The following is a 24,730-nucleotide window of genomic DNA, read 5'->3' as shown; positions in this document are numbered from 1 at the left end:
ATGCCGGCCACAGGCATACGGATCTCCTCCCACACCCGGATCCCGGACCCGCGCGGCTGGGACGCCGTGGTCGCCGCCGCGGGCGCGCCGGTCTTCTACCGGTCCGCACTGCTCACCTCGTACGCCGCGAACCCGCTGCAACCCACCCTCGACGTGCGCTACCTGACCGTCGGCTCCGATGACGACCCGGCCGCCGTCCTGCCGCTGTACCTGGTGCCGGCCCGCGACCCGTTCGGGGCCCGGAACGTGGCCGGCCCGCCCTGGGCGGTCAGCCACTTCTGGCACTGCTACGACACCCGGCTGCCCCTGCGGCACGCCCAGAAGGAACTGGTCGAGCCCCTGTGGGAGGCGATGCGGGCACAGGCCCGCGCGTGGGGCGCGGCCGAGTTCGGGTTCATCAACATGGCACTGGACTCCCCGCTCACCCCGCTCCTGGAGAGCAGGGCCCGCCGGGTGCCGCGCAACCACCGCTTCCGCATGCCCCTGACGGCCGTCGGCGGCTTCGCCGAGCACCTCGAACGGCTGCCCGGCCGGGTACGGCAGGACGCGCGCCGGCAGCTGCGCCTGGCGGCCAGGGCCGGGATCACCGGACACGTCTACCGCGACCCGCTGCCCGAGCGGATCGTCCGGGCCGCGTGCCGGCTGCTCAAACTGACCGCCGACCGCTACAACCCCGGCTACTACGAACAGGGGCCGCTGGCACACCTGTTGACGAACGTGGGCGCGCCCGCGTGCGTCTTCACCCTGGAGGAAGCCGGGCACGTGGTCGCCGCCTCGGTCTCCTTCCTGGACGGCCGCACCCTGCACAACTGGGCCATCGGCGTGGAGAGCGAGGTGCGCAGCACCTTCAGCCCGTACCTCGTCCTGCTCGACCTCTCCGTCGACTACGCGGTCTCCCAGGGCTGTGAGGTCATCGAACTGGGCCGGACCAACCCGGCGTGGAAGCAGCGTCTCGGGGCCGAACCCGTCGAGCTCGTCTCCTGGATGTGCGACTCGCACGACCGAAGGGAATTCTCATGACCAAGCCGGCCACCGCGCTCGCCGAGGTCTTCGACCAGGGCATACCCGTGCTCGCGGTCCTCGGCGCCCAACGCGCCGGCCTCCTCGCGGCGCTGCTCGAACGGGCCGCGACCGCCGTGGAGTTCGCGAAGGACCTCGCACTGGACCCGCTCGCCACCCGGCTCACCCTCAACGTCCTCGTGCACAGCGGCGCCGCCGTCCACGCCGACGGCCGCTACCAGGCGTCCCCCGAACTGGCCGAGCGCGCCCGCAACGCCCCCGGCGGCGTCGAACTGCACCTGAACCTCTTCGGCCACCTGCCCGAACTGCTGCTGTCCGGCAAGCCGTTGCTGTCCATGGACGGCACCCTGGAGGAGCGGGGCCGCCACTACGCCCAGGTCGCCCAGGGCCTCGGGCACATGTACCCGGCCGCGGCCGCCGAACTGGCCGAGGCGCTGGAGAAGCAGCCCTACGGCCTCGGCGACGGCACCCGCTCGGTGCTCGACCTCGGCGCCGGCTCCGGCGTGTGGAGCCTCGCCGCCGCCACCCGGATGCCGGGCGTCCAGGTCACCGCCGTGGACCTGCCGCCGGTCCTCGAAGGACTGCGGCACAACGCGGCCGAGGCCGGTGTCGACGCCCGCGTCACCACCCTGGAGGGCAGCTACTTCGACGTCGAACTGCCCGCCGCCGCCCACGACCTGGTGATCCTCGGCAACATCCTGCACCTGGAGACCGCCGACGACGCCGAGCGCCTGGTGCACCGGGCGGCCGCCGCCGTCAAGCCCGGCGGAACCCTCGCCGTCATCGACATCCTCGGCTCCGGGCCGTACGAGACGAACCCCGTACGGGCCCAGTACGCCCTGTTCCTGGCCGCCCGCACCAGCAGCGGCGCCATGTACTCGGGGGCGGAGGTGACGGACTGGCTCGCCGAGGCCGGCCTCACCGGCATGCGGACGGTCGAACTTCCCAGCGCCCCACCGCACTTCACCTGCCTCACCGCCGTACGACCCCGCTGACGCACCACCACCGCTCCGACGAACCGACCCCCCTGAGAGATCGAGTACATGACGGATCCCAAGCCCAGCATGTTCCTGCCGCTCAAACACCGGGACTTCGCCTTCCTGTGGACCGGGCAGTCCCTGAGTTCCATCGGCAACGCCATGTTCCCGATCATCCTCGCGATGGTCGTCCTGGACAGAGACGCTGGCGCCACCGGGCTCGGCGTGGTCCTCGCGGTGCAGGGCATCGCGCTGGCCGTGGGCACCGTGCTCGCGGCCTCCATCGGCGACCGCTGGCGGCGCACCCGGGTGATGATCGGCGCGGACGTCGTGCGCGCCGTCGGCGTCGCCGCCATCGCGATCGCCCCGGTCCACCTGAACACGGCCGTCTTCCTGGTCCTCGTGATCGCCATCGGCATCGCCGAGGGCCTGTTCCTGCCCGCCTACAGCGCCGTGCCCCCGCGGCTGCTGCCGGAGGAGGCGCTCCAGGGCGGCAACGCGCTCAGCGCCCTGTCCCAGTACGTCTCCATGGTGGCCGGTCCCACCCTGGCCGGCCTCGTGATCGCCGGGGTGGGCCCCGGGCCCGCGCTGTGGATCGACGTCGGCACCTTCGCCGCGAGCCTTGCCACCCTCGTGTTCATCAAGGAGACCGACGTCGCCGACGCGCGCGACGAGGTCCCCGGTGAGGAGGAGCCCGGCGGCATCGTCCGGCGCGGCCTGCGCGACTTCAACGAGGGCATCCGGGAGATCCGCTCCCGCCCCTGGGTGGGCGCCTCCATCGGCATGGCGACCGTCGTCATGACCTTCTGCGTGGCCCCCGCCTTCCTCGCCGCCCCGATCGTCGCCGAGAAGAGCCTCGGCGGTTCCGCCGCCTACGGCGGTGCGTTCGCCGCCCTCGGGGTCGGCTCGATCATCGGCTCGATCGTCGGCGGCAAGATCCGCACCAGCCGCCCGGGCACCGTCGCCTGCTGCGGCCTCTTCACCATCTTCGGCTCGGTCGGCTCGCTCGCCGTGCTGCCGCTGGTCGGTGTCCTCATCTGCTGGGCGATCGCGGGCGTCGGCGTCACCGTCTTCTCCATCCTGTGGATGACCGCCCTCCAGCAGGACGTCCCCGACCGCGTCCTCGGCCGGGTGATGGCCCTGGACTGGCTGGGCAGCCAGGGCCTGATGCCGCTCGGCTACGCGGCGGCGGGCGTCGTCGCCGCCAGCATCGGAACCCGTGACATGCTCATCGTCAGCGCCTTCATCGTGCTGGTCGCGGCCCCGCTGCCGCTGCTGGTGCGCGGCGGCCCGACCTTCTCCTCCCGGCCCGCCCCCGTGGACAACGAGCCGGCCGAGACCCCGGTCTGACCCCGCCCCACCGCGGACCGGCCGCCGCTCCGCCCGACCCGCCGTGGACCGGCCGCCACTTCGCCCGCCCTGCGCGTGGACCGGCCGCCGGTCCGCCTGACCCGCTGTGGACCGGCCGCCGGTCCGTCGCGGACCGGCCGCTGTTCCGCCCGGCCCGACGCCGTCCGGCCAGGTCCGCCGTGGACCGGCCGTCGGCCGCCGTTCCGCCCGACCTGGGACCGTCCACCGGTCCGTCCGACCCGGATGCCGTTCCGCCCGGCCCGACCTGCCGTGGACCGGCTGCCATTCCGCCCGACCCGCTGTGGACCGCTCGCCGGTCCGTCCGACCCGGCCGCCGGCCACCGTTCCGTCCGCCCCGCTGTGGACCGCCCGCCGGTCCGCCCGACCCGCTGTGGACCGCTCGCCGGTCCGTCCACCCGACCCGGCCGCCGGCCACCGTCCCACCCGGTTTGGACGCCGCCCGGTCCGGCCCGCCGCGTCCGGCCCCGCTCGACCCGAACCGGTTTGACGCCCAAGGAGGCAGCAGCATGCTCGGCGCACAGATGCAGTTCGAACTCAGCAGACTGGTCGACGCGGCCTGGGCCGTCGCCGCCTACGCCGCACAGGGCCGCGACGACCTGAGCCCGCGCCAGCGCGCCGCGGCGGAGCGGGCGCTCACCCTGTCCGGGCTGCCGGTCGGCTTCCACGATCCGGAGTTCGCCGCCGCCCTGACCAGCCAGCTCGCCCAGGCCGCGGCGTTCGCCGAGGGCCCCGCCAAGGGCTGGGGCGACATGCCCGACGAAGTCCTGCTCGCCCAGGGGCGCGGCTCGCGCCAGGTCGCGGACTGGATCGTCGACGAGGCCGCCCCCGTCCTCGGCCTCACCGGCATCGCGGAGCGGACGGACGCCGCCTTCCTCGACGTCGGCGTGGGCACCGGCCAGCTCGCCGCCCGTATCGCCGAACGCTGGCCGCGCGCCCGGGTCGTCGGCGTGGACCGCATGGAACGCGTCCTCGGCCTCGCCCGCACCGTCATCGACGAGGCCGGCTGCGCCGACCGGGTCGAGCTGCGCCACGGCGATGTCACCGACCTCGCCGACGACGCGGTCTACGACCTGGCCTGGCTGCCGCTGAGCTTCATGTCCCCCGACGCGATCCCCAAGGCGCTCGAAACGGTGCGCCGGGTACTGCGGCCCGGCGGCTGGGTGATCGCCACCACCTTCGCCGCCGACTGTGAACTCCCCATCGTCAACGCGATGTCCGACCTGGTCACCGCGGTCAACGGCGGCAGCTCCCTGACCCAGGAGGACCTCCTGGTGGAGATCCGCGCCGCCGGTTACGCCGAGACCGTGTCACTGCCTTCCACCCCGCTGACCGGCGCGCTGACCGCCGCCCGCGGCTGAGCCAGCACGAGGAGAGAACATGACGAACCACGAGACCGGCTTCGCACCCGTCAACGGCACGGAGCTCTACTACGAACGCGCGGGCTCCGGCGACGCCGTGGTCCTGCTGCACACCGGCAACGGCAACACCACCATCTGGGACGGCCAGTTCGAGGACCTGGCGCGGGACTACACCGTGGTCCGCTACGACTGCCGGGGCTTCGGCCGCTCCGGCTACCCGGACGAGCCGTACCAGTCCGCCGACGACCTCGCCGCCCTCCTCGACCACCTCGGCATCGAGCGCGCCCATGTGATCGGCCCGTCCTTCGGCGGCCGGATCGCCGTGGAGTTCGCGGTGCTGCACCCCGCCCGGGTCCGGTCCCTGCTGCTGGCCGCGCCGGTCAGCCGGGAGCATGTGTGGACCGACGAGGTGAACACCAACCGGATGGCCGAGGAAGACCTCATCTGGGCCGGCGACGACGACAAGGCCCTCGACATCAGCCTCGGCAGCTGGGTCGCCGGACCCAAGCGGACGCTCGCCGACATGGACCCGACGCTGATCGCACGACTGCGCATCACCGCCACCGCGGGCTACGACCGCAGGCGCAAGACGGTCGCGGAGACCGGCAACGAGCCCGACGAACTCGAACTGGTGCCCAACGCCGCCGAACGGCTCGACTCCATCCAGGTGCCCACGCTCGTCCTGATCGGCGGCATGGACCAGCCGGACGCCATCGAGATCGGCGAGCGCCTCGCGCGCGACATCCCCGGGGCGAAGGCCGAGTACGCCGACGACCTGGGCCACATGATCACCATGGAGCGGCCCGAGGAGTTCCTCCGGAAGGCCCGCGCCTTCCTGGCGGAGGCGGCACGATGACCGGACTCCTCGCGCCCCGCGCCCTCGCACCGGAGGAACTCTCCTCCGTCACCGCCGAGTTGGACGCCGTCCCCGTACCCTTCCGGTTCGCCCTGTCGGCCGCCCGGCTGCCCACGGCGACGTTCGGGCGGATGTCCCGCACCTGGACGGCCTTCCGGCGCGGCGTCGAGGCGTTCATCGACCGCTACGACGGTGACGCCACCCGGATGGCCGAGGCCCTGGGCCTGCCCGAGCAACTGGTCCCGATGTGGGAGTCGTTGCCCGCGCGGGACTGGCACCTCATCGGCCGCCCCGACATGATCCTCGGCACCACCGACGGCACCGGACCCGAGCGCTGCGTCATCGTCGACGTCAACGCGGGCTCCCTCGCGGGCCTGTTCCCGCTCAACGACATGCTGCTGCGCGCGCACCAGGCGGACGTGCTCAGGCCGGAGTTCGGCGCCTGCGGCGAACCCCGGTACCTGATGGGCCGGTTCGCGGACGTCCTGCGCCGGCACATGACGCACGAGGACGGTCTGATCGCCCTCACCTACTACGCCGACGAGGCGGCCGGCGACGACCACTTCGACAACTGGCACTACCGCTCCCTGGTGCTGGAACTGGCCCGGCACGGACTGACCGCGCGCTCCGTGCACATGGAGGACATCGAGATCCGCGAGGGAGCCGCCTGGCACCAGGGCGCGCGCATCGCACTGGTGCACCGCTACTTCCTGCCGGACGCCGGGAACCCGCACCACATGGCCGAGCTGGGCCGGATCTCCGCCGCCGCCCGCGACGGCGCCCTGCGGTCCGTCACCGGGCTGTGGGGGGAGATCCTCGCCACGAAGGCGACCCTCGCCACACTCTCCGACGAGGAGTTCACCGGCGGGCTGCCGTCCGCCCTCGCCGCCGACCTGGCCGAGGCGGTGCCCTGGACCCGGCGGCTCACCGAGCGCCACACCTACTGGCGCGGCGAGCGCGTCGACCTGCTCGACTGGTCCCTGCGCAACCAGCACCGCCTGGTCATCAAGCCCGCGCTGGGGGAGAAGGGCCGGGACGTCCTGATCGGCCGCGAACTCGCCCCCGCCGACTGGTCCGCGCTGATCGAGCAGGCGGCCGGCGCCGAGCGCCCCTGGGTCGTCCAGGAACTGATGACGGCGACCCCGAAGCCCCTCTCCTTCCAGGACGAGGCCGGTGAGCTGCACGAGCTCACCGTCCCCGTGGTCTACGGCTCCTACGTCCTGGACGGCGAGTTCGTCGGCGCCATCCGCCGCTACGGCGTCAAGGGCGACGGCCATCTGATGATCAACGGCCTCCAGGGCGCGATCCCGGCACCGGTCTACTGGGGCGGCGATGAGTGACCTCACCGCGCCCGGCGACCTCGTCCTGCTCAACCCCGGCCCCGCGGGCACCTCACCGGGGGTGCGCGCGGCCATGCTCCGGGGCGACCTGTGCCACCGCGAACCGGAGTTCGCCGAGCTCCTGGCCGAGCTGCGCACCTCGATCGCCCGGTGCCTCGGCGTGCCGGACACCCATGAGACGGTGCTGATCACCGGCTCCGGCACGGCGGCCATGGAGACGGCCGTGATCGGCTCGGTCCGCGCCGGACGCAAACTGCTGGTCGTCGACAACGGGGTGTACGGCGCCCGGCTGCTGTCCATGGCCGAGGCGCACGGGATCGAGACGGTCGTGGTGAAGGCGCCATGGACCACTCCGGTCGATCCGGGCGCCGTCGCCGAACGGCTGCGGTCGGACGCTCGCATCGACGCCGTCGCGTGCGTGCATCACGAGACGACCACCGGGATGCTCAACCCGATCGCGGAGATCGGCGCGATCGTCCGTGACCACGAAGCGGTCTTCCTGGTCGACGCGATCAGCTCGACCGCCATCGAGTCACCCGATCTCGCCGAGGTGGGCGCCGACATCATCTGCGGGACCGCGAACAAGGGGCTGCACGGCATCCCCGGCGTCTCCTTCCTGCTGCTCTCCACCGGCAAGGGCGTCGACCGGGTCGCCGCGGTGCCCCGGCGCAGCGTCTACCTCGACCCCGCGGCCCAGCTGGCGGCCCAGCGCGCCGGGGACATCCCGTTCACCCCGGCCGTCCAGACGTGCTACGCGCTGGACGAGGCGATCACCGAGTACGAGAGCGCCGGCGGGTACGGGGCACGCGTCCGGCTGTACCGGGAGCGGGCGGACCTGGTGCGCGCCGGGTTCGCCCGCCTCGGCCTGCCGGTGCTGATCGAGGAGCCGTACCGCGCCAACTCGGTCACGGCGCTGGAGCTGCCCACCGGCGTCACCTATCCCGCGCTGCACGACGAGCTGAAGCGGCGCGGCTACGTCGTCTACGCCGGCCAGGGCCGCCTGTCGCGGACCCACTTCCGCATCGCCACGATGGGCGAGATCCCGATGCCCCGACTGGTCGAGCTGGAGGGGGCGTTGGAAGAGTCGATACGGCATCTGACGAAGGCGCGAAGCGAGTAGGAACGGCAGCGGCCGGGAGGAACGTTCCGCAGCAGCCGCCGCGACGACGAAGGCCCTGCCGGGCGATCGACCGGCGGGGCCTTCCGCGAGCCCCCCTCGCGTCGGCCCGGGACCGTCGCGCCGTCATTCCAGGTGCGCGCCCTGGCCGCCCGTGGCAGTCTCCCCGCATGTCGATCATCGGTGTGTCCCCCGGGGTGTCCCTCGCGTACGAGACCTTCGGCGACCCCGGGGACCCCCCGGTCCTGCTCGTGATGGGTTTCGGCGCGCAGCTGCTCGCCTGGCACGAGGACTTCTGCCGGGCGCTGGCCGGCCGCGGCCGCTATGTGATCCGGTACGACAACCGCGACTGCGGGCTGTCCACCATGTTCGACGACCATCCCGTCGACATGGGCGAGTTCGTCGCCGCCGTCAGCTCGGGTGATCTGCCCGCCGCGCTCGCGATGGTTCCCTACCGGCTCTCCGACATGGCCGCCGACGGCCTCGGCCTGCTCACCGCGCTCGGTGTCGAACGTGCCCACGTGGTCGGCGCCTCGATGGGCGGAATGATCGCCCAGACGATGGCCGTCGCCGCCCCGGCGCGGGTGCTGACCCTGACCTCGATGATGTCCTCGACCGGCGAGAGCGCGTACGGCCGGCCCAGCCCCGAGGCGCAGGCCGTGCTGTTCGGTCCCAGGCCCGCGGACCGCGACGGGTACGTCGCGGCGGCGGAGCGGGAACTGGTCTGGGCCTCCCAGCGGTACGGCGACGCCGCCGCGCTGCGCGAACTGGCCGCCGCGAGCTACGACCGCGCCTACCGCCCCGCCGGGATCGCACGACAGCTCGGGGCGATGATCCTCAGCGGTTCCCGCGCGGACGCGCTGCGTGGACTGCGGGTACCGACCCTGGTGATCCACGGCCTGGACGACACGCTGATCGATCCCGACGGCGGCAGGCGCACCGCGGACCTGGTGCCCGGCGCCGGACTCCTGCTCCTCCCCGACATGGGCCACGACCGCCCCCGCGAGCTCTGGCCCACCCTCGTCGACGCCCTGGTGGCCCACACCGGCTGAGCGGGCGGCGCGACGCCGGCGAGTCTCTAGTCCTCCGCGCCGACCACCCGGAACCGTTCGGCCACGATCAGCGCGTCGTCGTCCACGACGGGCGTGTAGCCGAGCAGTTCGGTCACCTGCTCACCGCGGAAGAAGTCCCGGTGGGCGGCGGCCCACTCCTGGACGTCCGCGTAGCCGCGGCCCTCGTCCAGCGCGAACCGGTCGTCCACCGCACCGAAGGGGATCACCCGGGCCTCGGTCAGTTCGATCACGACGGCCGTACGGTCGTCCGAGTCGAGCACCGCGTACCGCTGGCCGGCCTCGGGGACGGGCTGCCCTATCCGCTCCAGGATCTCGACCAGCGCCGTCATGGCCGTCTTGCGGCCGCTGATGATGGCCTCGACCCCGCTGTCGCGCTCCGGGCCGGGGAAGGCGAGGGCGAGCTTGGGGAGATCGTCAGCACTCATACGGCCGAGCGTACCCGAGGACGTAGCCGAACTCGGTTAGGGCGCAGTCGAGTTGTACCGGGAGGCGGAACGCGGAACGCCGGTCCGTCCGACCCGCGGCGGGGGTCGGACGGACCGGCGAGCGTGCTCACCCGGTCCGGATCAGCTCCGGACTACTTGGTGAAGGCGCCGGTCCCGTTCGGGGTACCGAGACCCGTCGGGCCGTCGTAGCCCTTGCCCGCCTGGCACAGGTAGGCGACGTCGCAGGACCCGTTCGAGCCGCTGGTCACGTCGTTCAGCTGGTCCGGGTGGGAGTACGGGTACGACGCCGGGGTGTCGCCGGAGCCCGGGGCGCCCGCGAGGGCGTAGACACCGGCGATGTACGGCGCGGCGGCGCTGGTGCCGCCGTACACGTTCCAGCCGCTGGCCTGGTAGGTGTCGTAGACGGCGAGACCGGTGGCCGGGTCGGCCACGGACGCGACGTCGGCGACGGCGCGCTTGGCGCAGTCGGTGTCCTTCTGCCAGGACGGCTTGGCCTCGTACTGCGAGCAGCCCGAGCCCGCGCCGTCGCCGCCGGCCGAGGTGCCCCAGACGGTCTCGGAGTAGCCGCGGGTGCTGCTGTCCTTCTTCAGCGAGGTGCCGCCGACCGCCGTCACGTACGGCGAGGCCGCCGGGTACTCGACGCCGTAGCCGCTGTCACCGGAGCTGACGGTGATGGCGACGCCGGGGTGCTTGAAGTACTGGTCGTCCGCGGTGGTGTCGTCGGACCCCTCGCTGCCGCCGTAGCTGTTGGACACGAACTTGGCGCCCTGCTTGACGGCCTGGTTCACGGCCGCGCCCAGGTCGTCCATGTTCGCCGACTTGGCCTCGACCAGCAGGATGTTGCACTGCGGGCAGGCCGCGCTGACCATGTCGACGTCGAGGGAGATCTCCCCCGCCCAACCGGCGTCCGCCGTCGGGTAGTTGCTGCCGCCGTCCTGGTCGATCTTCTTGAAGCAGCCGTTGGCCGTGCTGCACTCGGGAAGGTTGTACTGGGAGCGGTAGGCCGCCAGGTCCTTCTCGGCGTTCGGGTCGTCGTTGGCGTCGACGATCGCGACCGTCTGGCCCTTGCCGCCGTCCTTCGGGAGGTTGTAGGCGGCGGCCAGGTCGGACGGCCCAAAACCCTGCGGGGTGTCGTTGCGGCCGAGGGACTTGTGCTGGGCGACGTCGGTGCGCTCGACCGACTGGCAGGCCATGTAACCGGGCTTGCTCGGCTGCGAACACAGCCGGTGCGTGTGCACCGAGGTGGCCGCGGAACCGGTCGCCGCGTGCGCGGCGGCAGGGGTGGTGGCGAAGGCCGACGTCTGCGTGGCGACGGCCACGCCGCCGGTGATCAGAGCCGCCGCGGACAGCAGAGCGGGGGCGCTGCGGCGTATGCGGTTCCTTCTGCGGTGGGAATGCAAAAAACTGCCCTCCGTGGGGGAGTGGTCGACTCCGGACGACGGCCGATGGGCATGTCATAGGCATGACAACCCATCGTTGGGGGTGGCCGGTCGGAGTCTGCTTCCGGGCATGTGGATGAATGTGCCACCCCGGTCAGTGGTGGCTGGGGTTGAGGTTATTGACTGTTTGCCGTTGAGAACAAGGGCAGTTGGTAAAACCTTGGCCCAGGCTTCCGCGGTGGCCGATATCTTGTGCGGCCATGGAGCTGGACGACACCACCGTCAACCGTCTGATGTCCCTCGGGCTCGCCCGCTACGAGGCCCGGGTCTATCTGTCACTCATCAGGCGCGGCTCCTTCACGGCCGCCGAAGTGGCCCGCGAGGCCGATGTGCCGCGCCGGCGCGTGTCCGACGTCCTGGACGCCCTGGTGCGGCGGCAGTTGGCCACCGCACGCCCCGGACGTGTGACGACGTACTCCGCCGTGCCTCCCGAATCGGCCCTCGCCCGGCTGATGTCCGCCCAGCGGGAGACCGTCGACCGGCTGGAGCGGGCCTCGCGGGAACTGGCCGGTCTGCTGGTCCCGTTGTGGACCCAGGGCCGGCGGCACACGGACCCGCTGGACTACATCGAGGTGCTGCGCGACCCGAAGGCGATCGGTGAACGTTTCGCCGACATTCAGTTTCAGGCCCGTCACGAACTCCTCACCTTTTGCAAACCCCCCTTCGTCGCGCCGCCCGAGAACACGGCGGGCATCACCGCCGTCCGGCGCCTGCGTCAGAGCGGCGGCACGGTCCGCGCGATCTACCTCTCCGGCACCCTGACCGACCCCGGGACGGCCGACCATGTCCGCCGGTTCGCCGCCGCCGGGGAGGAGGCGCGCTTCGCCCCCGGCATCCCGCTCAAGCTGGTCATCGCCGACGCCTCCCTCGTCCTGTGCGACATGCCGGACCCGGTGGCGGGGTCGGACACCACGACGACCCTGTTCATCGAACACCCGGCCCTGGCGGCGTGCCTGCGGCTGGCGTTCCACACGGTGTGGGAGACGGCCCGGCCGGGACCCGAGTCGTGAACTCCCCTTTCACGGGGAGGAGATGGCAAGGGTGGGGGAGCGGCGGTATGTGAAGAAGCGGTGCGGTACGTGAAAGCGGTGGCGGGCCCACCCACTGGTGAGCCCGCCACCGCTCGCCACCGCACGGCCTCGCCCGAACGGCCCGATCAGGGACGCGGGTTCAGGGAGGAGTCGACAGGGGCGCGTGAACAGGGGCGCGATCAGGGACGCAGGATCAGCCGGATCGGGTCGCCGGTCTTCTTCTCCAGGCGCTCCACCGCCTCGGCCGCCCGCACCAGCGGGAGTTCGCCGCTGATCGAGGCGGAGAAGTCCAGCCGGCCGCCCCTGATCAGGGACAGCAGCTGCGGCAGCGCGACCGGCATGTCGGAGCCGTAGTGGCCGAGGATCTGCTGCTGGAGGTAGCTGAAGCGGGTGCCGTCGGCGACGGTCAGCGGCTGGTCGGTGAGGCCCACGAGCACCAGCCGGCCCTTGGGCGCGAGCACCGACAGCGCCTGCGCGCGGACGGCCGGCACGCCGGCGAAGTCGAAGGCGGCGGCGAGACCGGCCCCACCGGTGGCCTCGCGAACGCGCTCGCGCAGCGCCGGGTCGGCCGAGTCGAGCGCCAGGTCCGCGCCCTGGGCGAGGGCGCGCTCACGGGCGGTGGGATTGGGGTCGATCGCCACGACCGGGCACGCGCCGACGGCCCGCAGCAGCTGGACGGCGTGGACGCCGAGCCCGCCGACACCCCAGACGCCGACCGCCTCGGCGGGCCGCACCGCGCCCGTGACGGTGATCGCGCCCCAGGGCGTGGAGACCGCGTCCGGGATGATCGCGCCCTGGTCGAAGGGGATGGCCGCGGGCAGCTCGGTCAGGGCGTGCTCGGAGGAGAGCGCGTAGTCGGCCCACCCGCCGTCGTAGTCCACGCCCCGGGTGTACGTGACGCCCTCGCGGATCTCGCCGGCGTACAGCACGACCCGCTGGCCCGGGGTCCAGCGGGTGACGCCGGGACCGGTCTCGGCGATGGTGCCGGACACCTCGTGGCCCAGGGTGACCGTGTCGCCGCGCAGCAGCAGCGGGGTGAGGGTGCCGTCGATCAGGTGGACGTCCGACAGGCAGACACCCGCGGCCTCCACCTTCACCAGGACCTGGCCGGGACCGGGTTCGGGCTTCGCCACTTCCTCGATCCGCAGGGTACGGCTGGGGATGTGCAGCCGGGCGGCGAGCATCTGCTCCATGACATGGCCTCCTTGGCGCGGCGGCGACCCCTGGGGCCGCGAGCCCCTTAACGCAAGTCGCCTTGCGATGAAACCTACGCCCGCCCTCCGCCTAAAGCAAGTAGCCCTGCGTTAGAGTGGGTCATGCCCTCGTCCATGCCCCCGTCCGAACGGAACGCCCCGCCCCTGCGCCGCCGAGGGGCCCGGATGCGCTCCGCCGTGCTCGCCGCCACCGTGGACGTCCTGACCGAACACGGGCTCGCCGGTACGACCGTCGGGGCCGTCGCCCGCGCCGCCGGCGTCCACGAGACCTCCGTCTACCGGCGGTGGGGGACCCGCGAGAGCCTGATCCTGGAAGCGCTGACCGAGCAGCTCGACGCGGCGATGCCGGTGCCGGACACCGGGCACGTCCATGACGACCTCGCCGCCTACTTCGGCGCGCTGGCCCGGCTGCTCGCGACGGCGCAGGGCGAGGCGCTGCTCCGGCTGAGCGTCGAACGCGACGACACCCTGCCGGACCGCCGCCTGTCGTACTGGACCGAGCGGCTCGAACGGGGTGCCGTCATGGTCCGCCGGGGCGTCGAGCGCGGCGAACTCGCCCCGGACACCGACCCCGGTCTCGTCATCGAGGCCCTCGGTGGCGCCCTCTTCACCCGCGCCCTGATCAGCGGCGCCCCCCTCGACGAGAACCTCGCCACCCGCCTCGTCTCCCTGACCCTCGCGGGCGCCCTCCCGCGAACGCCGCCCCCTCCCGCGTGAGCGGAGCGGCGCCGCCGGTGAGCCTGGCGCCCCTGCCCGGGTGAACGCTTCGCGCGCTGCGTGTCGGGCGGTCCTGAAGGCGCCGGAACCCGAGGAACCTGTGTCGGATGCCTTGACGGCACGCGCTCACGCCGATTAACTCACGTCCTAAATTAAGATGTGAGGGTCTTCGGAGGGGAGTGGCCGGACCGGCCGGTCCCGGTGCGCGATCCCGAAGGTTCTCGACGCCCGGAAGGGACACCTGGAGACATGCGCAGCATCCGAGCCGCGGCCGTCGGCGCCGTCACCCTCTCTCTCGCCCTCACGGCGACGGCCTGCGGAGGCGGTTCGTCCACGGGGGCGGGTCCGACGACGCGCCCAGGACGCTGACCTACTGGGCCTCCAACCAGGGCGCCAGCGTCGCCGTCGACAAGCAGGTCCTCCAGCCCGAACTCGACAAGTTCCAGCAGCGGACGGGCATCAAGGTGAAGCTGGAGGTCGTGCCCTGGCCCGACCTGCTCAACCGCATCCTGACCGCGACCACCTCCGGGCAGGGCCCCGACGTGCTGAACATCGGCAACTCCTGGAGCGCCTCCCTCCAGGCGAGCGGCGCGCTGCTGCCCTGGGACGCCGAGAACTTCGACAAGATCGGCGGCAAGAGCCGGTTCGTGCCGTCCGCGCTCGCCTCCACCGGCGTCCAGGGCAAGGACCCGGCCGCCGTACCGCTGTACGCGCTGGCGTACGCGCTCTACTACAACAAGAAGATCTTCGCCGACGCCGGGATCTCCCAACCACCCGCCACCTGGGACGAGTTGATAGCCGACGGCAAGAAGATCAAGGCGAAGGGCATCTCCCCGCTCGGCGCCGAGGGCGCCAACGTCTCGGAGAACATCCACCACATCTTCGTCTTCGCCAAGCAGCGCGGCGTCGACTTCTTCACCGCCGACGGCAAGCCGGACTTCACCGCCCCCAAGGTCGTCGACGCGGTCAAGGCGTACGTCGATCTGATGGCCGAGGACCAGGTCATCCCGACCGGGGACGCCGAGTACGCGCAGAACCAGTCCGTCAGCGACTTCGCCAAGGGCCACCAGGCCATGCTGCTGTGGCAGTCGGCCTCCGCCAACCTCGCCTCGCAGGGGATGAAGGACAGCCAGTACGGCGTCGCCCCCGTGCCGGTGCGCTCCGGCACCCCCGGCCCCGGCACCCAGGTCGACTCGATGGCGGCCGGCATCAACATCGCGGTCTTCCGCAACACCCACAACCTCGACGGGGCGACGAAGTTCGTGAAGTTCATGACCTCCGACGACGAGCAGAAGATCCTCAACAAGGCGTACAGCTCCATCCCGGCGGTCACCTCCGCGCAGAACGACCCCGCGTTCGACACCCCCGCCAACACGGTCCTGAAGAACACCCTGGCCACCAGCGCGGCGGCCCTGCCACAGGTGCCCACCGAATCGCAGTTCGAGACGACGGTCGGCACCGCCGTCAAGGACCTGTTCGCCGACGCCGCCGCCGGGCGCGCGGTGACCACCGATTCGGTCCGGGCCGCGCTCCAGAAGGCCCAGCAGCAGATGCCGGCGGCGTAACGGCCATGACCACCCACACCCTTGAGGAGCCGGTGGCGAAGTCCCCTCCCGGGCCGGCGGCGTCCTCGGCCCGCCGCCGGCCCGGCAGGCTCCGCCGCGCCGGGCTGCCGTACCTGCTGCTCCTGCCCGCCCTCGTCCTCGAACTCCTCGTCCATCTGGTGCCGATGGTCATCGGCATCGTGATGAGCTTCAAGGAACTCACCCAGTTCTACATCCGCGACTGGGGCACCGCCCCCTGGTCGGGCCTCGGCAACTACCGGCTCTCGGTGGACTTCGACGCGCCCGTCGGCGCGGCCCTGCTGCACTCTTTTTTCGTCACCGTCGGCTTCACGCTGCTGTCCGTCGGCCTGTGCTGGCTGATCGGCACCGTCGCCGCCCTCTTCCTCCAGGACACCTTCCGCGGCCGGGGCCTGCTGCGCGCCCTGTTCCTGGTGCCGTACGCGCTGCCCGTCTACGCGGCCGTCATCACCTGGGTGTTCATGTTCCAGCACGACAACGGCCTGGTGAACCACGTGCTGCACGACCAGCTGCACCTCGGCGCCAGGCCCGCCTTCTGGCTCATCGGCGACAACAGCTTCTACGCGCTGCTGACCGTGTCGGTGTGGAAGGGCTGGCCGTTCGCCTTCCTCGTGGTGACGGCCGGACTCCAGAACATCCCGGGGGAGTTGTACGAGGCGGCCGCGCTGGACGGCGCCGGAATGTGGCAGCGCATCCGCCGTATCACCCTGCCGTCGCTGCGCCCGGTCAACCAGGTACTGGTCCTCGTGCTGTTCCTCTGGACCTTCAACGACTTCAACACGCCCTACGTGCTGTTCGGCAGGTCCGCGCCCGAGGCCGCCGACCTCGTCTCCGTACACATCTACCAAGCCTCCTTCGTCACCTGGAACTTCGGCACCGGCTCGGCCATGTCCGTCCTGCTGCTGCTCTTCCTGCTCGTGGTGACGGGCGGCTATCTCCTGGTGACCTCGCGGGAGCGGAGGACGTCCGATGTCTGACTCGCCGCTGGCGCCGCCGCGTTCGTTCCGCTGGGCCCGGCGCGTCTTCCTCACCCTGCTCACCGGCTTCGTGCTGCTCCCGGTGTACGTGATGCTCTCCAGCTCGCTGAAGCCCCTCGCGGACGTCTCCGGGAAGTTCCGCTGGGTGCCGAGCGGGCTGACCGTCCGCCCGTACATCGACATGTGGTCCACGGTGCCGCTCGCCCGCTACTTCGTGAACTCGCTGATCGTGGCGGGCTCGGCGACCGTACTGTCCGTCGTCGTCGCGGTGTTCGCCGCCTACGCGGTCAGCCGCTACGACTTCCGGGGCAAGCGCGTCTTCACGGTCACCGTGCTCTCCACCCAGATGTTCCCCGGCATCCTCTTCCTCCTCCCGCTGTTCCTCCTCTACGTCAACATCGGCAATGCCACCGGCATCGCCCTGTTCGGCTCCCGCGGCGGCCTGATCCTCACCTATCTCACCTTCTCCCTGCCGTTCTCCATCTGGATGCTGACCGGGTACCTCGACTCGGTGCCGCGGGACCTGGACGAGGCGGCGCTGGTCGACGGCTGCGGGCCGCTCGGCGCGCTGTTCCGGATCGTCGTACCGGCCGCGATCCCCGGCATCGTCGCGGTCGCCGTGTACGCGTTCATGACCGCGTGGGGCGAGGTGCTGTTCGCCTCGGTGATGACGAACGACACCACCCGCACCCTCGCCGTCGGCCTCCAGGGCTACTCCACCCTCAACGACGTCTACTGGAACCAGATCATGGCCGCCTCGCTGGTCGTCAGCGTGCCTGTGGTGGCCGGATTCCTGCTGCTCCAGCGCTATCTGGTGGCCGGACTGACGGCGGGCGCCGTCAAATGACCGGCAACACCCCGTATTCCGAAGGGACTTTTGTGTCCGAACGCATCGACCTCGCCGCACTCCCGGACGGCTTCCTGTGGGGCACGGCCACCTCGGCCTACCAGATCGAGGGAGCCGTCGCCGAGGACGGCCGGAGACCCTCCATCTGGGACACCTTCTCGCACACCCCGGGGAAGATCGCGGGCGACGACAACGGCGACATCGCCTGCGACCACTACCACCGCAGGGGCGAGGACATCGCCCTGATGCGCCGCCTCGGCCTCAACGCCTACCGGCTCTCCGTCGCCTGGCCGCGCGTCGTCCCCGGCGGCACCGGTCCGGTGAACCCCGAGGGCCTCGCCTTCTACGACGCGCTGGTGGACGACCTGCTCGAAGCGGGCATCACCCCGTCCGTCACCCTGTACCACTGGGACCTGCCGCAGTCGCTCCAGGACCGCGGCGGCTGGCCGGAGCGGGACACCGCCCACGCGTTCGCCGCCTACGCCGACGCGGTGGCCCGGCGCCTCGGCGACCGCGTCACGCTCTGGACGACGCTCAACGAGCCGTCCTGCTCGGCCTGGATCGGCCATCTGGAGGGCGCGATGGCCCCCGGCTGGACCGATCTGACCGCGGCGGTCCGGGCCTCCTGCCATCTGCTCCTCGGCCACGGCCTCGCCACCGAGGCCGTCCGCGCCGCCGTCCCGGACGCCCGGATCGGCATCGTCAACAACCTCTCCACCGTGCACCCGGCCACCGACCGCCCCGAGGACATCGCGGCCGCCCGCCGGCACGACGGCCATGTCAACCGCTGGTGGCTCGACCCCGTGCACGGCCGCGGCTTCCCGGCCGACATGACCGAGACGTACGGCGTCGAACTCCCACTGCGGGACGGCGACTTGAAGACGATCGCCGCGCCCCTGGACTGGCTGGGCCTGAACTACTACTTCCCGGCCCATGTCGTCGACGACCCCGAGGGCCCCGCGCCCCACGCCCGCGCCGTCCGCCGCGAGGGCGTCCCGCGCACCGGCATGGACTGGGAGATCGACGCCGGCGGCATCGAGACCCTGCTGCTCCGGCTCACCGAGGAGTACGGCGCCCGCACCCTCTACGTCACCGAGAACGGCTCCGCCTTCCCCGACACGGTCCGCCCCGACGGCACCGTCCACGACCCCGAACGCCAGGACTACCTGGAGGCCCACCTCGCCGCCTGCGCCTCCGCCGCCCGCCGGGGCGCCCCGCTGGCCGGCTACTTCGCCTGGTCCCTGCTGGACAATTTCGAATGGGCGTACGGCTACGACAAGCGCTTCGGCCTGGTCCACGTCGACTACCGGACCCAGGCCCGCACCATCAAGGCCAGCGGCCACCGCTACGCGGACATCGTGCGCACCCACCGGGAGCGGGGCCGCAGCGCCGCCTGAGCCCGGCTCCCGCCCGCGGGCGGACCCGATCAACGAAGATCGGGCCCGCCCGCCTCCTCGTCGGCGAGGTGCGGGTATTTCTCCACGAGGAACCGCCGCCGATACGCCATCTCGGCGGCGTCGACGATCCCCTCCAGGGTGGCCCAGTCGAGAGTGCAGCAGGGGCGTCCTGCGCTCGGCGGCGGCCCGAGGTGGACGGGGCTGGACGGGGTGGATCAGCCGGCGGTCCTGTTCAGTGCTGTTCGCCGGTGGATGCCTCGGACGTCCCCGTCGGGCAGCGCCAGTCGAGGAGGCCGTTCGAGACATGGGGCGTCGCGGGGTGGGTGTGGCCGGGTGCCGGGCACCGGGGGGTGGGGCGGCCGCCGGTGGATTCGATGACGCTGTCCTGGAGCTGCTCCGCCAGGAGGATCAGTGCCTCAGGTTCGGGCAGCGCGTCGTCCAGATCCACCGTGACCGAGGAGCCGTCCGGGTAGGCGAGGGTGACGTGCACACCCGCCCCGGTGCCGGGAGCCGTGCCTTCCGTTCCGACCTGGAGCGCGGCTCCTTCCGGCGCCTCCAGCCGGCGCAGCAGCGACTCCGCCCAGCCGCGTACCGTCCGTACGTCGAGTGCCATGAGCCGCTGCCCGTCTGTCGGTCCTACTTCTTCGCCGTCACGTCCGCAGCCCAGGTCAGCGAGCCCGTGCCCGGGCGGCCGCCGATGGTGACGCGGAAGGTCATGTAGTCCTGGAACTGGACGTGATCGGCATGCCTGACCGGCTTCAGCGTGCCGTGGAAGTGGTAGCCGCTGCCCACGACATGACCCGCGTTCTTCGGCATCCGCCGTCCGTTCCGCCACCAGGAGACACCGGACTCGCGGACATGGCCGGTGATGACGGACCGCACGCGGGCGGAGATCCTGAATCCCCAGTTGATGGTGGAGTGGTGGCAGTTGAACCGGGCCGCGAGGGTGCCGTTGGCGTCGCTCCAGCTCGGGTTCTTGTCACAACGCAACGTGGCCGACGGGCGTTTGGCGGTGCCGGTCCGGGCCGCCTGGTCCGGCGCCGCGCGCAGGCCGCCCGTGCCGAGTCCGAGCCGCGCGCCGACACGGTCCCACTCCGCGCGGGAGAGTTTCGGGCCACCGTTCCATGTGAAGCGCAACGTCGTGCGCACATTCCCGGTGACCGTGGTCGCCGTGTAGCTCCGCCCCGCGGCGTCCGTGACAGCCGCCGTACTCACCGCCGCCCCCGCGCCGGGCCGCTCCGGAGCCGCCCGGGCGGCCGGGGCGACGAGCACGGCGGCGGCGAGCACCGCCGCGACGACCGTGACCACGACCGTCCGGCTGCCCGGCGTCCTCCTGCTTTGCCCCGCATCACCGGTCGAGTTGCTTTGCCCCGCACCACCCCTCGAGCCGTGAGCCGTTTCCCCGGCGCTGCCGCCCCGGGTCCTCCCACCACGTTCCCCGTTCACCAGGCCGCTCCCCTCGGTCAGCTGGTCCCCACGCCGTGATGCTCTCCAGGAGCGTCCCCTGCGACGCCCGAACGCGCGCCCATTCACCTGGACGAGCGAACAGCGGGCGGCGGCCGCGGCGGGAAGCGTCGGGCGCGTGGTCCCGGCGGACTGCGGCGGCCGGGCGGACACCGCGCGACTGCCGGAAGCCGGACCGGGCAGCGGTGGCGCGCGGATCACCCGGGCGTGGCAGGATCCCTGACTGTGAGCGCATCCTGGGCGGTGAGGGGCCTGCGGGCCGCGGTGTTCGCCGCGGTGTGCGTGCTGCTCGCCGCCGCGGGCCACGGCTTGGCCATGGGCGAGATGCCTTCGCTCCGCTGCGACGGCGTGGGCTTCCTCGCGGTCCTCGCGCTCGGCTGGACGCTGGGCGCGCGGGAGCGGTCGGGGCCCGGCATCGGCGCGGTGATGCTGCTCACCCAGGCGGGTCTGCACCTGGGCTTCGACGCGGCCCACAGCCGCGCCGGCACGGCCCGCCCCGGCGCCCCCATGGCTCCCATGGCCGGCATGCCCGGCATGACCGGGCCCGCCGCCCACGCGACGGCCGCCCACGCGACGGCCCACGCCACGGCCGCCCACGTCCTCGCCGCCCTGGCCGCCTCCTGGTGGCTGCGGCGGGGCGAGGCCGCGCTGTGGTCGCTGCTGCGGCGCACCGCCGCGCTGGTCCCCGCCCTGCTCATCCGGTGCCGGCCGGCCCCGCTGCCCGCCCCCGCCGAGCCGGTCGCGCGCGACCGGTCCGGCGTCGCCCCGCCCCGCCGGGCCCCGCTGCGGCACGCGGTCACCCGGCGCGGACCGCCCACTCCGATCCCGTACCCGCTCTGACCCCTGACCCTTGTCACTCGTCACCGTACGGAGATCGATTCACCATGTCCGCATCACGCATCACCCTGCGCCGCGCCGGCGCCGTCACCGCCCTCACGGCCGCCTCGGTCCTGCTCGCCGCCGGCGCCGCGTCCGCGCACGTCACCGTCCACCCGGAGAGCTACGCCAAGGGCGCCACCGACGGCGTGCTGACCTTCCGCGTGCCCAACGAGGAGGACCACGCCTACACCAGCAAGGTCGAGGTCTTCCTGCCCACCGACCACCCCGTCCTCGGCGTCCTGGTCCACCCGGGGGACGGCTGGAGCGCCAAGGTGACCACCACCAAGCTGAAGAAGCCGGTCAAGACCGACGACGGCACCATCACCGAGGCCGCCTCCCAGATCACCTTCAGCGGGGGAAGATCGAACCGGGGCAGTACGAGGACTTCGATGTCGCCTTCGGCGAGCTCCCCGAGGACACCGGCCAGCTGGTGTTCAAGACGCTCCAGACCTACTCGGACGGCAAGGTCGTCCGCTGGATCGAGCAGCCCGCCTCCGGCGACGACGAGCCGGACAACCCGGCCCCGGCCCTGAAGCTCACCGCGGACGACGCCTCACCCGCCGCCGCCCCGGCCGCCACGACCACCGCCAAGGCGAGCGACTCCACCGCCCGCGAACTCGGCGTCGCCGGCCTGGTGGTCGGCGTCCTGGGCCTGGCCGCCGCCACGTTCGCCCTGCTGCGCGGCCGGTCCACGACACGGTCGTAGCGACGGTCACGACACGGTCGTAGCGACGGTCACCGGTGGGCCCCGCGCACCACGCGCGGCCCACCGGTGCGCGAAAGCGCGGTCAGGGGGTGCCGGACTCCGGGGCCCGGCCGACGAGGTAGATCCGTTCGCGCAGGTCCGCCTCGGCCCGGTCCAGTCCGGCCCCCAGGTCGAACCAGACCCGGTCCTTGCGCTCACCGGGCCGGTCGAGCCCGACGGCGACCCAGGAGAACACGCCCAGCAGGATCTCCCGCCGACCCCCGGGGCTGGTCACGGAGAGCGCGAAGGACAGGGCGATGGCGGCCCGGGTCACGAGCATGCGGTCCGCGTCGCCCGGCCGGCGGCGGCCTCCGGTGAGGTAGCGCGGGGCGTCGAGGATCTTGACCCACTCCAGCACCGCGCCGGGGACCTGTTCGTCCAGGATTCCCGCGATGGACTCGCGCACCGCGTCGGCGGGCTGCTCGCCGAGCCAGTCCAGCCAGTGCCGGGACTCCGTGAGCCTCGCGAAGTCGTCCTTGGGCGGCCCGTAGCGCGGATTGGGCACGAACTCCCCGGTCAGCTTCCCGTCCGCGCCGACCCGCCAGACGCCCTGGACGGCTTCGCCCGGGACGTAGCCGTCGGGGTCGGCGATGAGTTCGGGGTCGATCACCGCGACCGATCCGCCCGGATTCGCGGCCGCCTGCGCGACGAGTTCGGGCGGCGGCGACTGAAGGATGCGACGCCGTTCGGCCGATATGTCCCCCATGTGCGCGCCCCTTCGGCCGGTCCGCCCGGGGCGGCGCCCGCCACCCGCCAGGAGCATATGTCCCTCGCACGCCGACGGGAATGCGGCCCCTGCCCCCCGCGGTTGATCTCTGCATGACTCAGGACTCCACGCAGGACGCGCTCCTCCCGCTGCTCTCCGCAGGACACGGCGGCGTGCTGGTCACCCTCCGCCGCGACGGCCGGCCGCAGCTGTCCAACGTCAGCCACGCCTACGACCCGGACGAGCGGATCATCCGGATCTCCGTCACCGACGACCGCGCCAAGACCCGCAATCTGCGCCGCGACCCCCGCGCCTCGTACCACGTCACCAGCGACGACCGCTGGGCGTACACCGTCGCCGAGGGCATGGCCGAGCTGTCACCGGTCGCCGCGGATCCCCACGACGAGACCGTGGAGGAGCTGATCCGGCTCTACCGCGCGGTGCTCGGCGAGCATCCGGACTGGGACGAGTACCGCGCCGCGATGGTCCGCGACCGCCGGCTCGTCGTCCGGCTGCATGTCGCCCGGGTGTACGGCATCCCCAAGCGCTGACCCGGACACCACCTACGCCGCGCTCCGCGTCCGCGCCTCGATCGCCCGCAGTACGGCGACCATGTCCTCGGCGCCGTGCCCCAGCTCCACCGTCTCCTCGAAGAGGGCGTGGCAGACGTCGAGCAGCGGGGACGCCAGGCGGGCCTCGCGGGCGGCCTCCGCGACGAGGCGGTTGTTCTTCAGGACGTCCAGCGCGGCGGCCTGCACCGCGAAGTCCCGCTCGCGCAGCTTCGGCGCCTTCATCCGGGAGACCGGGCTGGCCATCGGGCCCGCGTCGAGGACGTCCAGGAACAACCGGGGGTCCAGGCCCTGCCGTTCGGCGAAGTGGAACGCCTCGGTCAGCCCGGTCACCAGGGTGATCAGGAACAGGTTGACCGAGAGTTTCATCAGCAGCGCGCCGGGCGCCGCACCGCACTCGAACGTCTGCCGGCACATCGGCGCGAGCAGCGGCCGTACGGTGTCCACCGCGTCCTGCTCGCCCGCGAGCAGCGCCACCAGCTGCCCCGCCTCCGCGGGCACCCGGGACCCGGACACCGGCGCCTCGACGTAGCGGCCGCCGGCGGCGCGGATGTCGGCCTCCAGGGCGGCCGAGTACGCGGGCGAGGTGGTGCCCATGTGGACGACGGTCCGCCCCGCGACCCGCGCGGCCAGCTCCGGGGTGCCGCGCCCGAGGACCGTGTCGAGGGCCGGCTCGTCGGCGAGCATCAGCAGCACCACCTCGGCCCGCGCGAACACCCCGGCGGCGTCCTGGGCGACCTCGGCACCGGCGGCGCGCAGCGGCTCGGCGCGGTGCGGGGTGCGGTTCCACACCACCAGGGGAGTGCCGGCGGCCGCCAGGCGCAGGGCCATGGGGCCGCCCATCACTCCGAGACCGATGAATCCGACGCGCACGCTGGCCGCCCTCCGTCCCACGGACCGATGATGACAGCGGTCATAGTAGCGAACGTTATGACGGCGGTCATAGAGTGGTGGTCCCGAGGGTGAGAGACGGAGGCAGGACATGGGCGAGCGGCAGCGCGGCCCGCGCGAGCGGATGGTGTTCAGCGCGGCCCAGCTCATTCGGCGCGACGGGGTGAACGCGACCGGCATGCGCGACGTCGCCGCGCACGCCGGGGCCCCGCGCGGCTCCCTCCAGCACTATTTCCCGGGCGGCAAGGAACAGCTGGTCGGCGAGGCCGTCGCCTGGGCCGGACGGTACGCGGGCAACCGGATCGGACGCTTCGTCGAGCGGCTGGCCGAACCGGTGCCGAGCGCGCTGTTCGCGGCGATGGCCGCGCAGTGGACCGAGGAGTACGAGCGGGACGGCTTCGGCGCGGGCTGCCCGGTCGCCGCGGCCACAGTCGACCGCGCCGCCTGTGACGAGGCGACCCGCGCCGCCGTCGCCGCCGCGTTCACCGCCTGGCGGACCCCGCTCGCCGAGGCCCTCACCGCCCTGGGCGTGCCCGCCGGCCGGTCCGCGGCCCTGGCCACGCTGATGATCAGCACCCTGGAGGGCGCGATCCTGATGGCACGGGCCGAGAAGGACGTACGGCCCCTGACGACGGTGGTGCGCGAACTGGGCCCGCTGCTCGACGCGGCGGTCACCCCGCCCGTGTGAAAGGGGCCGGGCGCCGGCGGCCCGC

23 protein-coding genes and 2 pseudogenes are annotated in these 24,730 nt (G+C 72.6%); 18 read left to right on the top strand and 7 right to left on the bottom strand.

Annotated features, from left to right (window positions below):
- The 8 genes from GHR20_RS06250 (at position 1) to GHR20_RS06215 (ending at position 9,091) form a co-directional block, all read left to right on the top strand.
- Complete coding sequence (locus tag GHR20_RS06250; protein WP_153812526.1) at positions 1-1,020, top strand: GNAT family N-acetyltransferase; 1,020 nt, start codon at positions 1-3, stop codon at positions 1,018-1,020.
- Complete coding sequence (locus GHR20_RS06245) at positions 1,017-2,015, top strand: class I SAM-dependent methyltransferase (RefSeq protein WP_153812525.1); 999 nt, start codon at positions 1,017-1,019, stop codon at positions 2,013-2,015. Before GHR20_RS06250 ends, GHR20_RS06245 begins: the two co-directional genes overlap by 4 nt.
- A gap of 48 nt (positions 2,016-2,063) precedes the next feature.
- The gene (locus tag GHR20_RS06240; RefSeq protein ID WP_153812524.1) at positions 2,064-3,347 is read left to right on the top strand and encodes an MFS transporter; all 1,284 of its coding nucleotides are present in this window, start codon (positions 2,064-2,066) and stop codon (positions 3,345-3,347) included.
- A gap of 527 nt (positions 3,348-3,874) precedes the next feature.
- Positions 3,875-4,726 carry a class I SAM-dependent methyltransferase gene (locus GHR20_RS06235; protein ID WP_153812523.1) on the top strand — a complete coding sequence of 284 codons (852 nt, stop codon included), beginning with the start codon at positions 3,875-3,877 and terminating at the stop codon, positions 4,724-4,726.
- 19 nt (positions 4,727-4,745) lie between these two features.
- Complete coding sequence (locus tag GHR20_RS06230; RefSeq protein ID WP_153812522.1) at positions 4,746-5,582, top strand: alpha/beta hydrolase; 837 nt, start codon at positions 4,746-4,748, stop codon at positions 5,580-5,582.
- Positions 5,579-6,922 carry a hypothetical protein gene (locus GHR20_RS06225; protein ID WP_153812521.1) on the top strand — a complete coding sequence of 448 codons (1,344 nt, stop codon included), beginning with the start codon at positions 5,579-5,581 and terminating at the stop codon, positions 6,920-6,922. Before GHR20_RS06230 ends, GHR20_RS06225 begins: the two co-directional genes overlap by 4 nt.
- Positions 6,915-8,042 carry an aminotransferase class V-fold PLP-dependent enzyme gene (locus tag GHR20_RS06220; protein ID WP_153812520.1) on the top strand — a complete coding sequence of 376 codons (1,128 nt, stop codon included), beginning with the start codon at positions 6,915-6,917 and terminating at the stop codon, positions 8,040-8,042. Before GHR20_RS06225 ends, GHR20_RS06220 begins: the two co-directional genes overlap by 8 nt.
- A 167-nt stretch (positions 8,043-8,209) precedes the next feature.
- A complete protein-coding gene (locus GHR20_RS06215; protein WP_153812519.1) occupies positions 8,210-9,091 on the top strand; it encodes an alpha/beta hydrolase in 882 nt (293 codons plus the stop codon).
- 26 nt (positions 9,092-9,117) lie between these two features.
- On the opposite strand, the gene GHR20_RS06210 is transcribed toward GHR20_RS06215, so the two are convergent.
- Positions 9,118-9,537 carry an ASCH domain-containing protein gene (locus GHR20_RS06210; RefSeq protein ID WP_111586323.1) on the bottom strand — a complete coding sequence of 140 codons (420 nt, stop codon included), beginning with the start codon at positions 9,535-9,537 and terminating at the stop codon, positions 9,118-9,120.
- A 152-nt stretch (positions 9,538-9,689) separates the two neighbouring features.
- Complete coding sequence (locus GHR20_RS06205) at positions 9,690-10,958, bottom strand: S53 family peptidase (RefSeq protein ID WP_194858822.1); 1,269 nt, start codon at positions 10,956-10,958, stop codon at positions 9,690-9,692.
- 239 nt (positions 10,959-11,197) lie between these two features.
- Here GHR20_RS06205 and GHR20_RS06200 point away from each other — a divergent pair, with 239 nt between their 5' ends.
- Positions 11,198-12,007 carry a helix-turn-helix domain-containing protein gene (locus GHR20_RS06200; protein WP_153812518.1) on the top strand — a complete coding sequence of 270 codons (810 nt, stop codon included), beginning with the start codon at positions 11,198-11,200 and terminating at the stop codon, positions 12,005-12,007.
- 200 nt (positions 12,008-12,207) lie between these two features.
- Here GHR20_RS06200 and GHR20_RS06195 read toward each other — a convergent pair whose 3' ends face one another.
- Complete coding sequence (locus tag GHR20_RS06195; protein WP_153812517.1) at positions 12,208-13,221, bottom strand: zinc-binding dehydrogenase; 1,014 nt, start codon at positions 13,219-13,221, stop codon at positions 12,208-12,210.
- 186 nt (positions 13,222-13,407) lie between these two features.
- On the opposite strand from GHR20_RS06195, the gene GHR20_RS06190 reads away from it, so the two are divergent.
- The 5 genes and pseudogenes from GHR20_RS06190 to GHR20_RS06170 all read left to right on the top strand — a co-directional run bounded on the left by GHR20_RS06190 (position 13,408) and on the right by GHR20_RS06170 (position 18,763).
- On the top strand, positions 13,408-13,959 hold the full coding sequence (locus GHR20_RS06190; protein WP_153812516.1) for a TetR/AcrR family transcriptional regulator: 552 nt from the start codon (positions 13,408-13,410) through the stop codon (positions 13,957-13,959).
- Positions 13,960-14,208: 249 nt separating this feature from the next.
- A pseudogene (locus GHR20_RS06185) lies at positions 14,209-15,524 on the top strand (sugar ABC transporter substrate-binding protein).
- A 5-nt stretch (positions 15,525-15,529) separates the two neighbouring features.
- A complete protein-coding gene (locus GHR20_RS06180) occupies positions 15,530-16,519 on the top strand; it encodes a sugar ABC transporter permease (protein ID WP_153812515.1) in 990 nt (329 codons plus the stop codon).
- Between the two features lie 7 nt (positions 16,520-16,526).
- Complete coding sequence (locus GHR20_RS06175) at positions 16,527-17,366, top strand: carbohydrate ABC transporter permease (protein WP_111586351.1); 840 nt, start codon at positions 16,527-16,529, stop codon at positions 17,364-17,366.
- Positions 17,363-18,763 carry a GH1 family beta-glucosidase gene (locus GHR20_RS06170; RefSeq protein ID WP_153812514.1) on the top strand — a complete coding sequence of 467 codons (1,401 nt, stop codon included), beginning with the start codon at positions 17,363-17,365 and terminating at the stop codon, positions 18,761-18,763. The genes GHR20_RS06175 and GHR20_RS06170 overlap by 4 nt, the downstream gene beginning before the upstream one ends.
- Before the next feature lie 232 nt (positions 18,764-18,995).
- Here GHR20_RS06170 and GHR20_RS06165 read toward each other — a convergent pair whose 3' ends face one another.
- Together GHR20_RS06165 and GHR20_RS06160 are read right to left on the bottom strand one after the other, a co-directional pair.
- Positions 18,996-19,376 carry a hypothetical protein gene (locus GHR20_RS06165; RefSeq protein WP_153812513.1) on the bottom strand — a complete coding sequence of 127 codons (381 nt, stop codon included), beginning with the start codon at positions 19,374-19,376 and terminating at the stop codon, positions 18,996-18,998.
- Positions 19,377-19,399: 23 nt separating this feature from the next.
- Positions 19,400-20,071 carry a hypothetical protein gene (locus GHR20_RS06160; protein WP_153812512.1) on the bottom strand — a complete coding sequence of 224 codons (672 nt, stop codon included), beginning with the start codon at positions 20,069-20,071 and terminating at the stop codon, positions 19,400-19,402.
- A 381-nt stretch (positions 20,072-20,452) separates the two neighbouring features.
- On the opposite strand from GHR20_RS06160, the gene GHR20_RS06155 reads away from it, so the two are divergent.
- Both GHR20_RS06155 and GHR20_RS06150 read left to right on the top strand, forming a co-directional pair.
- Positions 20,453-21,067, top strand: coding sequence for a hypothetical protein (locus GHR20_RS06155; RefSeq protein ID WP_153812511.1), 615 nt, complete (start codon positions 20,453-20,455; stop codon positions 21,065-21,067).
- A 44-nt stretch (positions 21,068-21,111) separates the two neighbouring features.
- A pseudogene (locus GHR20_RS06150) lies at positions 21,112-21,812 on the top strand (YcnI family protein).
- An 82-nt stretch (positions 21,813-21,894) separates the two neighbouring features.
- Here GHR20_RS06150 and GHR20_RS06145 read toward each other — a convergent pair.
- Positions 21,895-22,557, bottom strand: coding sequence for a hypothetical protein (locus tag GHR20_RS06145; RefSeq protein WP_153812510.1), 663 nt, complete (start codon positions 22,555-22,557; stop codon positions 21,895-21,897).
- Between the two features lie 113 nt (positions 22,558-22,670).
- Here GHR20_RS06145 and GHR20_RS06140 point away from each other — a divergent pair, with 113 nt between their 5' ends.
- On the top strand, positions 22,671-23,108 hold the full coding sequence (locus GHR20_RS06140) for a PPOX class F420-dependent oxidoreductase (protein WP_111586335.1): 438 nt from the start codon (positions 22,671-22,673) through the stop codon (positions 23,106-23,108).
- Between the two features lie 12 nt (positions 23,109-23,120).
- Here GHR20_RS06140 and GHR20_RS06135 read toward each other — a convergent pair whose 3' ends face one another.
- Positions 23,121-24,020, bottom strand: coding sequence for an NAD(P)-dependent oxidoreductase (locus GHR20_RS06135; RefSeq protein WP_275549599.1), 900 nt, complete (start codon positions 24,018-24,020; stop codon positions 23,121-23,123).
- Between the two features lie 88 nt (positions 24,021-24,108).
- Between GHR20_RS06135 and GHR20_RS06130 the strand changes: the two genes are divergently transcribed.
- A complete protein-coding gene (locus tag GHR20_RS06130; protein WP_153812508.1) occupies positions 24,109-24,705 on the top strand; it encodes a TetR/AcrR family transcriptional regulator in 597 nt (198 codons plus the stop codon).
- Positions 24,706-24,730: the final 25 nt, after the last annotated feature.

The sequence above is a fragment of the Streptomyces sp. SUK 48 genome (assembly GCF_009650765.1).
In the GTDB taxonomy this organism is placed as follows: Bacteria; Actinomycetota; Actinomycetes; order Streptomycetales; family Streptomycetaceae; genus Streptomyces.
Note: the sequence above shows the minus strand (reverse complement) of the source record. Positions and strands in the feature narration are given on the sequence as shown.